The organism is Actinomyces sp. HMSC075C01 (assembly GCF_001812965.1).
In the GTDB taxonomy this organism is placed as follows: Bacteria; Actinomycetota; Actinomycetes; order Actinomycetales; family Actinomycetaceae; genus Actinomyces; species Actinomyces acetigenes.
In genome coordinates, this window is the sequence record NZ_KV810996.1 from 15,560 (window position 1) to 27,763 (window position 12,204).

At 70.7% G+C, this 12,204-nt stretch carries 12 protein-coding genes and 1 pseudogene; 7 read left to right on the forward strand and 6 right to left on the reverse strand.

The window, feature by feature from the left end; all coding sequences use genetic code 11:
• From HMPREF2883_RS07080 to mtrA, 3 genes and pseudogenes are all read right to left on the reverse strand, one after another.
• Positions 1–458: pseudogene (locus HMPREF2883_RS07080) on the reverse strand (spore gernimation protein); the annotation flags it as partial.
• A complete protein-coding gene (mtrB, locus tag HMPREF2883_RS07085; protein WP_070660242.1) occupies positions 455–2,338 on the reverse strand; it encodes an MtrAB system histidine kinase MtrB in 1,884 nt (627 codons plus the stop codon). The gene mtrB and the pseudogene HMPREF2883_RS07080, both read right to left, overlap by 4 nt.
• Positions 2,339–2,372: 34 nt before the next feature.
• Positions 2,373–3,053, reverse strand: coding sequence for an MtrAB system response regulator MtrA (gene mtrA / locus HMPREF2883_RS07090; RefSeq protein WP_070660245.1), 681 nt, complete (start codon positions 3,051–3,053; stop codon positions 2,373–2,375).
• Between the two features lie 268 nt (positions 3,054–3,321).
• On the opposite strand from mtrA, the gene HMPREF2883_RS07095 reads away from it, so the two are divergent.
• The 5 genes from HMPREF2883_RS07095 to HMPREF2883_RS07115 all read left to right on the forward strand — a co-directional run bounded on the left by HMPREF2883_RS07095 (position 3,322) and on the right by HMPREF2883_RS07115 (position 8,998).
• The gene (locus HMPREF2883_RS07095; RefSeq protein ID WP_070660249.1) at positions 3,322–4,641 is read left to right on the forward strand and encodes a DUF7847 domain-containing protein; all 1,320 of its coding nucleotides are present in this window, start codon (positions 3,322–3,324) and stop codon (positions 4,639–4,641) included.
• Positions 4,642–4,648: 7 nt separating this feature from the next.
• Complete coding sequence (locus HMPREF2883_RS07100) at positions 4,649–5,335, forward strand: DUF4129 domain-containing protein (RefSeq protein WP_070660252.1); 687 nt, start codon at positions 4,649–4,651, stop codon at positions 5,333–5,335.
• Positions 5,332–6,543: a DUF4350 domain-containing protein gene (locus HMPREF2883_RS07105; protein ID WP_070660254.1), complete on the forward strand. Its 1,212-nt coding sequence runs from the start codon at positions 5,332–5,334 to the stop codon at positions 6,541–6,543. Before HMPREF2883_RS07100 ends, HMPREF2883_RS07105 begins: the two co-directional genes overlap by 4 nt.
• Positions 6,540–7,643 carry an AAA family ATPase gene (locus HMPREF2883_RS07110; protein ID WP_070660261.1) on the forward strand — a complete coding sequence of 368 codons (1,104 nt, stop codon included), beginning with the start codon at positions 6,540–6,542 and terminating at the stop codon, positions 7,641–7,643. The genes HMPREF2883_RS07105 and HMPREF2883_RS07110 overlap by 4 nt, the downstream gene beginning before the upstream one ends.
• Before the next feature lie 62 nt (positions 7,644–7,705).
• On the forward strand, positions 7,706–8,998 hold the full coding sequence (locus HMPREF2883_RS07115) for a DUF58 domain-containing protein (RefSeq protein WP_070660265.1): 1,293 nt from the start codon (positions 7,706–7,708) through the stop codon (positions 8,996–8,998).
• A gap of 23 nt (positions 8,999–9,021) precedes the next feature.
• Here HMPREF2883_RS07115 and HMPREF2883_RS07120 read toward each other — a convergent pair whose 3' ends face one another.
• A complete protein-coding gene (locus tag HMPREF2883_RS07120) occupies positions 9,022–10,017 on the reverse strand; it encodes a stage II sporulation protein M (RefSeq protein WP_070660269.1) in 996 nt (331 codons plus the stop codon).
• A gap of 14 nt (positions 10,018–10,031) precedes the next feature.
• Between HMPREF2883_RS07120 and HMPREF2883_RS07125 the strand changes: the two genes are divergently transcribed.
• Positions 10,032–10,913, forward strand: a complete 882-nt coding sequence (locus tag HMPREF2883_RS07125; RefSeq protein WP_070660272.1) for an RDD family protein — start codon at positions 10,032–10,034, stop codon at positions 10,911–10,913.
• A gap of 58 nt (positions 10,914–10,971) precedes the next feature.
• On the opposite strand, the gene HMPREF2883_RS07130 is transcribed toward HMPREF2883_RS07125, so the two are convergent.
• Together HMPREF2883_RS07130 and HMPREF2883_RS07135 are read right to left on the reverse strand one after the other, a co-directional pair.
• Positions 10,972–11,214 carry a Trm112 family protein gene (locus HMPREF2883_RS07130; protein ID WP_070660275.1) on the reverse strand — a complete coding sequence of 81 codons (243 nt, stop codon included), beginning with the start codon at positions 11,212–11,214 and terminating at the stop codon, positions 10,972–10,974.
• Positions 11,211–11,645, reverse strand: a complete 435-nt coding sequence (locus tag HMPREF2883_RS07135) for a DUF3499 domain-containing protein (RefSeq protein ID WP_070660278.1) — start codon at positions 11,643–11,645, stop codon at positions 11,211–11,213. Before HMPREF2883_RS07135 ends, HMPREF2883_RS07130 begins: the two co-directional genes overlap by 4 nt.
• Positions 11,646–11,705: 60 nt before the next feature.
• Between HMPREF2883_RS07135 and HMPREF2883_RS14760 the strand changes: the two genes are divergently transcribed.
• Complete coding sequence (locus HMPREF2883_RS14760; RefSeq protein ID WP_075370834.1) at positions 11,706–12,182, forward strand: metallopeptidase family protein; 477 nt, start codon at positions 11,706–11,708, stop codon at positions 12,180–12,182.
• Positions 12,183–12,204 lie beyond the last annotated feature (22 nt).

Genomic DNA, 12,204 nt, shown 5'->3' on the forward strand with positions numbered 1-12,204 from the left:
AAGGAGCCGTTGGCCGCCACCGAGACCTGCGGCTCGGTCGACCCGCTGTAGGCGCTCACCGTCTCCAGGGGCTTCCACTGCGCGACGGCGTGATCGCTGAGGAACTGCTTGGCGGTGGCGAAGTCGTCGGAGAACCCCGCGATGGTGGCGCGCAGGAAACCGTTGACGATGTCCTCGGCCGAGTCCCCCTCATTCGGTCCGGGCGCGGTCTCGATGAGGGCGTTGGTGTCGGAGGCGGCCACCCCGGAGCGGGTGACACCGCTGGAGCTCGGAAGCGCCGTGCAGCCGGTCAGCACGCCGGCGGCCGCGGCCGAGAGCAGTCCCAGCGCACCACGTCGCGACAGACGGGACGGGGGCATCCCGAAGGGGCCGACGGAGTCGGTGGGCTCGGTGAGTTCGGCGGGCTCGACGGACCTGCGCCCCTGGGTGGGCGCGTTGCGGTTCATTGGCTGCGTCATCGGCGCCACCCATCTTCGTCGGTCTCCTCGGGTGTGCGGGTGGCGGGCTCCTGACCGGGAAGGACGACGACGACCCGGCCGACGTCCTCGGTGACCGCGTCATGGCTCTCCCCGGCCAGGGGGATGTCGCCCAGGACGACGCTCTGGCGCGCCCGGCGGGTTGCGGGCGCAGGCCCCAGGGGGCCGACCGGGGAGAAGGAGGACTCCTCGTCGATGGGGATGCCGGCGCGGGCCACCGCGGGCGCGTCCTGCGGGACGAGCTCGAGCGGCCCGGGGCCGCTGAGCCGGCCGGGACCGCCGTCGGCCCCCTGGGTGCGGGGCAGGACCAGCAGGAAGGAGGAGCCGTCGGCCGGCCACCCCCATGCCGACAGGCGACCGCCGTGCAGACGGGCGTCCTCCATGGCGATGGACAGTCCCAGGCCGGTCCCTCCCAGGCTGCGCTTGCGCGAGGGGTCGGCGCGGTAGAAACGGTCGAAGACCTTGGTGACGACGTCGGGGCTCATGCCGATCCCGTGATCGCGCACCCGCACCGCCACCGCGTCGGCGTCCACGGCGACGGTGACGTCCAGCGGCTTGCCCTCGCCGTGCTCGAGCGCGTTGACCACGAGGTTGCGGATGATGCGCTCGACCCTGGTGACATCGATCTCCGCGGTGGCCGGCTCCTCGGGAAGGTGGAGGCGCAGCTCGGTGCCGGTGGCGTCGAAGTGGAACTGGGTGGTCTCAATGACGGTGTCGACCACCTGGGCGAGGTCGACCTCCTCCAGCCGGAGCTTGACGTTGCCGGAGTCGATGCGGGAGATGTCCAGCAGGTCGGTGAGCATGGTCTCGAAGCGGTCCACTGAGTTGGACAGGACCTGGATGCTGCGCAGGGCGAAGGGATCGGAGATCTCCTCTCGCGCGTCCTGGATCTGTTCAGTGGCCAGGCGGATCGAGGCCAGCGGGGTGCGCAGCTCGTGGGAGACGTCGGAGACGAAGAGGCGCTGCACCTTGGACAGAGACTCCAGGCGCTCGATCTGGTCCTCCAGCGAGGTCGCCATGTGGTTGAAGGACCTGGCCAGGGTGGATATCTCGTCCTCCCCCTCGATGCTCAACCGCTCGGCCAGCAGCCCGGAGGCCAGCCGTTCCGCGGCCCGGGCAGTGTGCCGCACGGGGCTGAGCACCCATCTGGTGAAGGCCCACACCACGACGATGAGGATGGCCAGGAAGCCCAGCCCCCCGATGGTGATGTTGCGCGAGGCCAGGGAGACGATGCGCTGCTCGCTGGCCAGGCTGTAGACGAGGTAGAGGTCGTACTCCCCGGCCAGGGGCAGACTCACCCGGGTCCCTACGATGAGCCCCGGGTCGGTGCCCCCCTCATCGTTGGGAACCGCCACCGACTGCCAGTACTGGGCGCGCGCCCCGCCCTTGTCGAGGGCCTGGGACATCTCAGGGGTGATGAGGGAGCGCAGGCGGGTGTCGGTCTCCAGGTCGTTGACGACCGTCGTGGAAGTCTCCTCCTCGTTGCGCAGCATGAGGACCCCCACCCCTCCGGAGGAGGAGATCGAGTTCTTGGCACCGTTGACCTGCTGCTCCGCCGCGGCCGAGACCTCGTCAACGGTGACTGCCGTAGTCGAGTCGAACTCGGCCTGGGCGACGCTGGCGCGCAGCGCGGCGTCGGCGAGGATGACGTCACGCTGATCGGCGAACACCTCGGAGCGGATGCGGTCGGTCACGAAGGTCAGCAGCAGTACGATGAGGAGCAGACCGATCACGGTGGCGGTGCACACCATGCGCACCTCGAGACTGCGGCGCAGCAGTCCCGGCAGAGGCAGACGCCGAACCAGCCGCTCCTCCGCGGTGCCCACCGATGAGCCCATCGACGTGCCCCCTGAATTACGCATCGGGTTCATTGTATGGCGCCCGATGCGCCGTCGCTCACGCGGATTCGCCAACCCTGTAGCCGACACCGCGCACCGTCACCACGATCGAGGGGCGCTCGGGGTCCTTCTCGATCTTGGCCCGCAGGCGCTGAACGTGAACATTGACCAGACGGGTGTCGGCCGGGTGCTGGTAGCCCCACACCTGACTGAGGAGCTCCTCGCGGGTGAAGACCTTCCACGGTGAGCGGGCCAGGGTCACCAGCAGCTCGAACTCCAGCGGCGTCAGGGAGATGACCGACTCGCCGCGCTTGACCTGGTGGCCGGCGACGTCGATGTCGAGGTCCCCGGCACGCACGTGCTCGGCCGCACCGGGGTTGGTGCGACGCAGACGGGTGGAGACGCGGGCCAGCAGCTCCTTGGACTTGAAGGGCTTGGTCACGTAGTCGTCCGCACCGGCCTCAAGACCGGCGACGACGTCCTGGGTGTCGGTGCGCGCGGTCAGCATGATGATCGGCACGTCGGACTCGGAGCGGATGAGCCGGCAGATCTCAACGCCGTCAAGCCCCGGAAGCATGAGGTCGAGCAGGACCAGATCGGGGGTGACCTCGTGGAATGCGTCCAGGGCCTTGGCTCCGTCATGACAAAGTGTGGGCGTGTAGCTCTCCGACTCCAGCATGATGCCGATCATCTCGGCCAGGGATGCATCGTCGTCGACGACCAGAATGCGCGTGCTCATAGCCCGTATCTTGGCATGAGCCCCAGGACCCGAGGGACATCCGGGCCACCGAGGTGGCGCCCACAGTTTCCCCAGGAAATTAAGAGAATCCCCTCAGTTGCGGGAAAAACCGGCGTCAGCGCACCCAGAAGCCGGGAATATTGCGGCCGAACCGTGATCTTCGAAGCGCCCCCGAACCCGGTCCGAGGGCGCGCACGGAGCCTCCGCGACACGAATTCCTCCTTCAGGGGGAGGGCCAGACGACGGCCGGGCATGACAGCATGGACTTATGAGTACCGACTTCCCCCCTGACGGCAGCGGTCCGAGCGAAGTTCCGGGCCGCGAGGCTCCCGGCGCCCCCGGCGGCGACTTCGTCGGAGGCGACCAGGACGGGTGGCAGGCCCCCGACGCCGGCGCCTTCACAGGAGCCCCCTCCTACCCGGCACCGGGAACAGCACCGGGAACCCAGTACCCCGGCTACGGCGGATACCACACGCCACCGGTGGGCCAGCCGGGCTACGCAGGCGCCTCAGGTCCCGGTAACCCCCCTTATCCCGGTGCCCCGGGCGCCCCCGGGTACAGGTATCCGGGTTACGGCGGCTACACGTCGGTCCTGGCCCCCAAGCCCTCGATCATTCCGCTGCGTCCGCTGTCGATCGGGGAGATCCTCGGGGGAGCCTTCGAGTCCCTGCGCGCCAACCCCAAGGCCATGTTCGTGCCCTCGCTGGTGGTGATGAGCATCGTGGGGCTCATGTCCGCCGGCAGCCTCGCCCTGTTCATGTCCCGGCTCGGCCTGCCGAACCTGGCGTCCGGGAAGATTGAGCTCTCCGAGGCCGAGACCAGGGCCCGCCTGGACCAGCTCGGGTCATCGTTGGTGGGCCTGTTCGTCCAGCTCGGCGTGACCAGCGTGCTGAGCATGCTGGCGACCTCGATCATCATCGGCCTGCTCATCGTGACCGTCTCACGCACCATTCTGGGCCGTAAGGCGTCCCTGAGCGACGTGTGGCGGCGCACCCGGCCGCGAATGTGGGCGCTCATCGGCCAGACGCTCCTCATCGAGCTCATCCTCGGCGTCATCACCGCCGTCTTCGCCGCGATCGCCGTCGGCATCGGCTGGGCTCTCCTGGGCAGCATCATCGCCAACGGGGCCGATGAGGACTCCGCCGGGACCATCATCCTCGCCATCCTGGCGGTCCTGGCGGTGATCGCTGTGCTCGTGCTGGCGAGCTTCGCGCTGATGTGCAAGCTGTGCCTGGCACCGGCGGCACTGGTCCTGGAGAACATCGGCGTCCTGGAGGGGATCTCCCGCTCCTGGACCCTCACCCGGGGCTACTTCTGGCGGATCGTCGGCATCCGCCTGCTTTCTTTCATCATCGTCTTCGTCGCCACCCAGATAGTGTCCCAGGGCGTGTCCATCGTCACGCAGGGGATCGTGTACGCCGCTCCGAACACCACGATCGCGGTCCTGGTGGTATCGACGCTGCTCAACAGCCTCATCCAGGCCGCGATCCTGCCCTTCGACTCCGCCGTGGTCGCGCTCATGTACACCGACCTGCGGATGCGCTCCGAGGGCCTGGACGTCGAGCTGCGTCACGCCGCCGGGGTATGAGCCGGCCGTGACACCTCTCAGGACGATCAGCGCGCAGGCCCCGGCGACCCCCGACGCCGACGAGGCCCAGCGCGCCGCGGGCAGGGAGCTCTCCCGACCGATCTACCACGATCATCGCGATCTGTGGGACCAGCTCTGGAGCTGGCTCCGGGGGCTCTTCAATGCCGACGGCCTGGTCCCCGGGGCTCCCCCCTGGGTGTCGACACTCATCGTGGTGCTCGTCGCCGCCGCCGGCCTCGCGCTGCTGATCCTCCTGCTGACCAGGTTCTCCTCGGCGCGCCGGGTTGCGACGCCGCCCTCGCTGTCGGTGCTCACCGACGACCGCGATGCCGACACCCTGACCCGGGCCGCGGACGCGGCGGCTGCACGGGCCGACTTCGCCACCGCCGTCGTCGAACGCTTCCGCGCCATCATCCGTTCCCTCGACGAACGCGGGATCATCGACGAGTACCCGGGCATGACGGCCCTGGAGGCGGCCGCGCTCACCCACCGGGCCCTTGGTGAGCACCGGGTCGTGTCCCCGCTGTACGAGGCCGCCCACCTGTTCGACGCCGTCCTCTACGGTCGGGTCGTCTCCACCAGCGCCCAGGACCAGCAGATGCGCGAGCTCGCCGATCAGATGGCCACAGCCTCCTTCCCCGTCGGACGAGCCCTCGTCGGCGCCTCGGCCCAGGACCCGGGGACGCAGGCATGAGCACCTCCACGACGACGTCGCGGCCCTCCGCTCCCCCGCCCTCCCCGGTCGAGGTCTCCCAGGCCCGGGGGACGGCACCGTCCTGGTCCCGGCGCTGGCGCCGGTGGCGCCCTGGTGTCATCGCGGTGGCCCTCATGCTCATCCCCGTCCTGGTGACCGTGTGGACCCGGACCGTCACCTCCACGACGCCCCTGGCCATTGACAACCCCAAGGACTGGGGAACCATGGCGCTCGCCGAGCTGCTGCGCCACGAGGGGATCTCCGTGAGCAAGGCGGGCAGCCTCACCGAGGCCGTGGACGCCAGCCGCCAGGGCGCGACCATCGCCGTGGTCAACGCCGACCAGCTCAGCGACCAGGACAGACAGGACCTGGCCCAGGCGGGCGGAGACGTCGTCGTCATCGGCGCCAACGGCGGCAGCGACGCCCTCAAGGGACTGACGGGCATGACCGCCAAGGGCACCGCGGCGACGGCTTCGGCCACCCTGGCGCCGCAGTGCGACGACGCCGACGCCCAGGCCGCCCGGAGCCTTGCCGGCACGCGCGCCTCCGTGTCCCTGCAGGGCGATGGCGACGCCGTCGGCTGCTTCCCGGTGGGCGAGGACCGTTACGCCTATGCCACGGACTCCCTGCCCAGCGGTGCCACGCTGCGGGTCCTGCCCGATCCCGCACTGGTGACCAACGCGCACCTGGCCCAGGAGGGGCACGCAGCCCTGGGAGTACGCGCGCTGGGTCATCACAGCCGCCTGCTGTGGCTGGATGGACAGCACAGGGAGGCGCCCTCCGTGTGGAACTCCCCCTCCACACCCCCCTGGCTACCGGTCCTCATCTTCCAGCTCCTCGTCATCGCTGGAGCGCTGGCAATCGTCCAGGGGCGTCGCTTCGGCGGCATCGTGAGCGAGGATCTGCCCGTCGTCGTGCGCTCCACCGAGACCACGGTGGCACGCGGGCGTCTCTACCGCCAGGGCTCGGACCGGCCCCGGGCGGCTCAGGCCCTGCGCTCGGGTACCGCGCTGCGTCTGGGCGCCACTCTGGGTCTGCCCCCCGGGACCTCGCGCCGCGACGTCATCGCCGCCGTCTCCCTGGCCTCGGGCATCGCCCCGGGCACGGTGGACTCTCTTCTCTACGGTTCACCGCCCTCCAGCGACAGTGCCCTGGCCACCCTGGCAGTTCAGCTCGACCAACTCGAGAGCGAGGTTCACTCCACATGAGCACGGACACCACCGACCCCACCCGCGCCCCGGGCGTCGCAGGCGACGCGGATACCGGCGCCCCCCGCCCCCAGGCCCCTGAGGGCCCCGGCGCCTCGGGGACCCACAGCGCCCCCCAGGTCTCCTCGCCCTCCCCCCACGGGGAGGCAGGCTCCGACCCGCGCAGGCGCCTGGTGGCCGTGCGCAGCGAGGTGGGCAAGGCCGTCGTCGGCCAGGAGGCGGCTGTGACCGGACTGGTCATCGCCCTGCTCGCCGGCGGGCACGTCCTGCTCGAGGGCGTCCCCGGCGTGGCCAAGACCCTCCTGGTGCGGTCGCTGGCCACCGCGCTGGACGTGGAGACCAAACGCATCCAGTTCACCCCCGACCTCATGCCCGGAGACGTCACCGGCTCGCTCATCTACGACTCCCGCAGCGCCCAGTTCTCCTTCCGGGCCGGCCCCGTCTTCACCAACCTCCTGCTGGCTGACGAGATCAACCGCACCCCGCCCAAGACGCAGTCGGCACTGCTGGAGGCCATGGAGGAGCGCCAGGTCTCCATCGACGGCGAGCCCCGGGCCCTGCCGGATCCGTTCATGGTGATCGCCACCCAGAACCCGGTGGAGTACGAGGGGACCTACCCGCTGCCGGAGGCCCAGCTGGACCGTTTCCTGCTCAAGCTGGTCCTGCCCCTGCCCGAGCGGGCCCAGGAGATCGAGGTGCTCTCCCGCCACGCCTCGGGATTCGATCCGCGAGACCTGCCCTCGGCGGGTCTACGGGCTGTCGCCGGGGTCCAGGATCTGGCTCAGGCCCGCGCCCAGGTGAGCACCGTCGGAGTCACGCCGGAGGTGCTGGCCTACGCGGTGGATCTCGTGCGCGCCACCCGCTCCATGCCCTCGGTGGCCCTGGGGGTCTCACCGCGTGGGGCCACGGCGCTCCTGGCCACGTCACGGGCCTGGGCCTGGCTCGCCGGCCGCTCCTTCGTCACTCCCGATGACATCAAGGCGCTGGCCCTGCCGGCTCTGCGCCATCGCATCAAGCTGCACGCCGAGGCCGAGATGGAGGGCATCACCCCTCAGTCCGTCATCGAGGCCGTCCTGAGAACCGTTCCGGTCCCCCGCTGAGGCGTCGGCCGACGACCACGAGCACAGAACCGATCACCTGACCGACTCACGACAGGAGTGGCATGTTCCTGACGATGCGCGCCGTGTGGGCGATGCTTGCGGGGATCGCCCTGGTCCTCATCGCGCCGCGCCCGGCAACCGTACTGGCCTGGGCCGGCGTGGTCATGGTCCTCGTCGTGATCGATGTGGTGAGCGCGCCCTCGCCGACGGTGCTGCGAGCCTCGCGCTCCGTGAGCCACGGAGTGCGGCTGGGCGAGTCGATCACCGCGACACTGACGCTCACCAACACCGGTCGGCGCACGGTCCGCCTCCTGCTGCGCGATGCCTGGTCCCCCAGCGCCGGAGCGACCCACGAGCGCGGGACGATGACGCTCCCACCGGCCCAGCGCCGTCGTCATTCCACGGTGCTCACGCCCCGACGCCGAGGGGATCGCGAGGCGGGACCGTTGACCGTCAGGGTGATGGGTCCCCTGGGCATCGCGGGACGGCAGGCGTCATTGGATGTTCCTGCCTCCGTCCGGGTCCTGCCGGCCTTCCGCTCACGTCGCCACCTGCACTCGCGTCTGGCCCGGCTGCGGGAGATGGACGGGCGCAGCGCCGTCATGGTGCGCGGGGAGGGGACCGAGTTCGACTCCCTGCGCGAGTACGTCGTCGGAGACGACGTGCGCTCCATCGACTGGCGCTCCACCGCCCGCCGGGGCGAGGTGCTGGTGCGCACCTGGCGCCCGGAGCGTGATCGCCGGGTTCTCATCATCATCGACTCGGGCCGCCTGTCCGCCGCCCGGCTGGGAGACGCCCCCAGGCTCGACGCCCAGATCGAGGCCACCCTGCTGCTGGCGGCCCTGGCCTCCCGCGCCGGCGACCGGGTCGACGTCCTGGCCATGGACGACGCCGTGCGCGCACAGGTGCGGGGCAGCGCCGGACCGGTGCTCATGACCGAGCTGGCCGAGCACCTGACCGACGTGGAGCCGCACCTGACCGAGCTCGACTGGACCCTCGTGGCCTCCCTGGTGCGTACCACGCTCTCGCAGCGTGCGCTGGTGGTGATCATCTCCGCCCTGGATGGCAGCGCCGGGGACGCGACGATGATTCGGACACTGGCGGCTCTGGCCCGGGAGCACACGGTCGTTCTCGGCTCGGCCCTGGACCCCGAGCTGGAGGAGCTCAGATCGACGCGTGACGACACCGACTCCGTGTACGTGGCCGCCTCCGCGGAGAAGGACCTGGTGGAGATGCACGCCGTGCGCCGCCGTCTGAGCCGCGGTGGGGTGGAGGTCGTGGAGGCTGCGGACCAGGGGCTCGCTCCGGCACTGGCCGACTGCTACCTGGACCTCAAGGCGGCGGGGCGGCTATGAGGCGCACCGCGACAACAGCCTGCTCAGCCGGCCTCGGGCTGGACGTAACCGGCCTCGTCCTCCTCGAGGTCGCCCGTGGCTCCTGCGGCAACGGCGGAGCGGCCCAGGATGAGGGTGTAGGCCCACAGCAGTGCCAGTGCACCGGCCCCGATGGTGATCTTGACCGACCAGGCAATGGGGGCCGGAGTCACGAAGGCCTCAATGACTCCGGAAACAGCCAGGGCGGCCGTCAGGCCCACGGCCACCGTGATAAGAGCGCGTCCCTCGGCGGCCAGCGCGGCGGCGCGGCTGCGCCGGCCGGGGACCAGCATCGTCCAGAAGATCTTGAGTCCGGCCGCGCCGGCGATGAAGATGCAGGTCAGCTCCAGCAGGCCGTGAGGCGAGATGAGCGAGAGGAACACGCCGAGCATGTTGTGGTCGGCCATGATCGCCCCGGCCTGTCCCACGGCGACGGCGTTCTGGTACAGCATGTACAACGGCAGGAACCCCGTGATCCCTCCGGCCACGCAGATCGCTGCGATACGGGCGTTATTCGTCCACACCGCAGCGGCGAAGTCGGGGGCGGAGTACGTGGAGTAGTAGGACTCGAAGGCCTCATGGGCGTAGGCGTCCAGCTTCTCGGGGCTGCCCAGGGCGGCCATGGCCTCAGGACTGCGCAGGGTCCACACCCCCACCACCAGCGCCAGGGCGATCTCGGCGACCATGACTCCGCAGGTCCACCACCGGATGCGGTAGAGGGCCGCGGGCACGGACTGGAGAACGAAGCGGCGCACCGAGTGGCTCCTCACCTCCCGCGTTCCGGTCAGGCGGCCGCGGGCCGCGGCAACTCGGGAGGACAGCTCGGCGATGAGCTGCGGATCCGGCGCGGCCGAACGCACCCGCGACAGATGGCGGGCGCAGGTGCGGTAGAGAACCACGAGCTCATCAGTCTCAGCCCCGCTGAGGTGGCCGCGCCCCACGAGCACATCGAGACGTTCCCACTGATCGCGGTGCGCCGCGGAGAAGGCATCAAGATCCACGCAAGGAGTCTGTCATGATGGCCGCATCCCCCACATCCTCCGAGCGAATGATCGAGCCTGAGCTGCTCATCACCGGCGAGGCGGTCGCCCTGGACATCACCCCGGCAACGGTCGTCAACCGCATGGTCTCGGGGCTCATCGACTACACCGTCTACGCCCTGGGGGCAGGAGTGTCAGTGCTCGTGGTGATGGGACTGGTCATTGGCGACGGCTCGGACCTCGCTGAGAACCTCGCCTTCCTTCAGGCGCTGCTGTCCCTGGTGGCCCTGGCCTGGCTGGTCGTCATCCCCCTGCTCGTCGAGCTCCTCAGCGGGGGCCGGAGCCTGGGCCGTATGGTGACCGGGGCCCGGGTGGTGCGCGACGACGGCGGCGCCGTCAGGCTGCGCCACTGCCTGGTGCGAACCCTGCTGGCCGTCGTCGAGATCTGGGGCACCTGGGCCGTGCCGGCCCTGTGCGCCAGCATCGTCTCCAAGCGTGGGAAGAGGTTCGGGGACATGCTGGCCGGCACCTACGTGGTTCGAGAGCATCACCGCTCCCACACGGCGCCGCCGCTGCTGATGCCCCCGGAGCTGGTCCAGTGGGCGGCGGGCACGGACCTGCGCGCCCTGCCCGGGGGACTGAGCCTGACGGCGCGCACCTTCCTGCAGCGCGCCTCCTCCCTCGTTCCCTCCTCGCGCCATCAGCTGGGGCTCGAGCTGGCCTCTCAGGTCCAGGGATACGTCTCTCCCCCGCCTCCCGCGGGCACGCACCCTGAGCGGTTCCTCGCCGCGGTTCTCACCGAGCGGCGCAACCGTGAGCTGGTGCTGGAGAGCCGCAACCGCCGGCTGGAGGAGGACGTGCTGCGAGACATGGCCCGCCCGCCCTATGGGGTGGGCCGGGAGACCCGACGGCGCTGAAGCACCCCGGGCTCGTCCCGCCGACGGACCGTCCGGGCCACGGCGGGGACGAGCCGCCTTATCCCCGCGGGGCGGGGCCGGGCGCGGTCACACGTGATGCCTCGTGGATGAGGAGGATCGGCACGCCGTCGCGCACCGGGTAGGCCAGGTGCGTACTCCGGGAGACCAGCGTCGGGCGACCGGCCTCGTCGAGGCCGTCAACGAGCTCGTCACCGCTCAGCGGGCAGCGCAGAGTGGACCTCAGCCCGCAGGGGAGGACGGCCCACTGCTCAGGCACGGGGGCGGTGTCCGGCCGGTTCATGCGTCACCCTTCTGCCCGCGTAGGACCCGCAGGTGCCCGCGCCGCAGGATCTCGTCCTCGGCGATCTCCGGCGGGGGCGGCAGCGGCGCCGTCAGGGAGGCCGGCATGATCCCGCCGGGGCGGGGCCGGTGCTCGGCCGGTGAGGCGACCGGACGCGGAGCGCGGGAGGCCTCACGAACGGCGTCGGCCAGGGCCAGGAGGTCGTCCTCACTGGGGGGCGCCGGCTCGAAATCGGTGGCCAGGCGGATGATCTGCCAGCCGCGGGGGGCCGTGAAGGAGGAGACGTGCTTATCGCACAGGTCATAGGCCTCGGGCTGGGCCTCGGTGGCCAGTGGCCCCAGCACGATCGTGGAGTCCGCATAGACGGAAGTCAGGGTGGCCACGGCTGGGCGCTCGCAGCCGGGCTTGCGGCAGTGTCGGACTCTTCTCACGCTCGCAGGTTACCGTGCCGTTGCCCGCCGGTCATCCAGACGCCGCCTAGGCTGGCCGATGTGACAGACCTGTTCCCCTTCTCGCCCGGGCAGACTCCCCCGCGATCCGCCGCGGCACCGGGGCGGCGCCCGAGTAGTCGTCGCGACCGTCACGGCCGGGGGATGCGCGGTCCGCTCCTGCCGCCGAACCTGCCGGCCTGGCGCACCCGTGCCGAGCGCTTCGACGAGCTGGTCGTGGACGCTGCCCAGGACCTGGCCAGGCGCTGGCCGCCGGTGGATCAGATCCAGTTCGCCGTCGAGGAGGTCCCGCCCTCGGATCCGGCGCCCTGGGAGTGCTCGGTGGTCCTGGGACGCGGCTTCACCGCGGAGCCTCGCGCGGGGCTGCCGGCGCGCGTGGTCATCTACCGTCGACCGGTGGCCTCCCGAGCCACGAACGAGGCCGAGCTGGCCGACCTGGTGCACCGTGTCGTCGTCGAGCAGGTGGCCCTCATGCTGGGACGCCGACCCGAGGAGATCGATCCCGGCTCTGCTCCGTGAACCGTCGGCGCGTTTCTTCGAG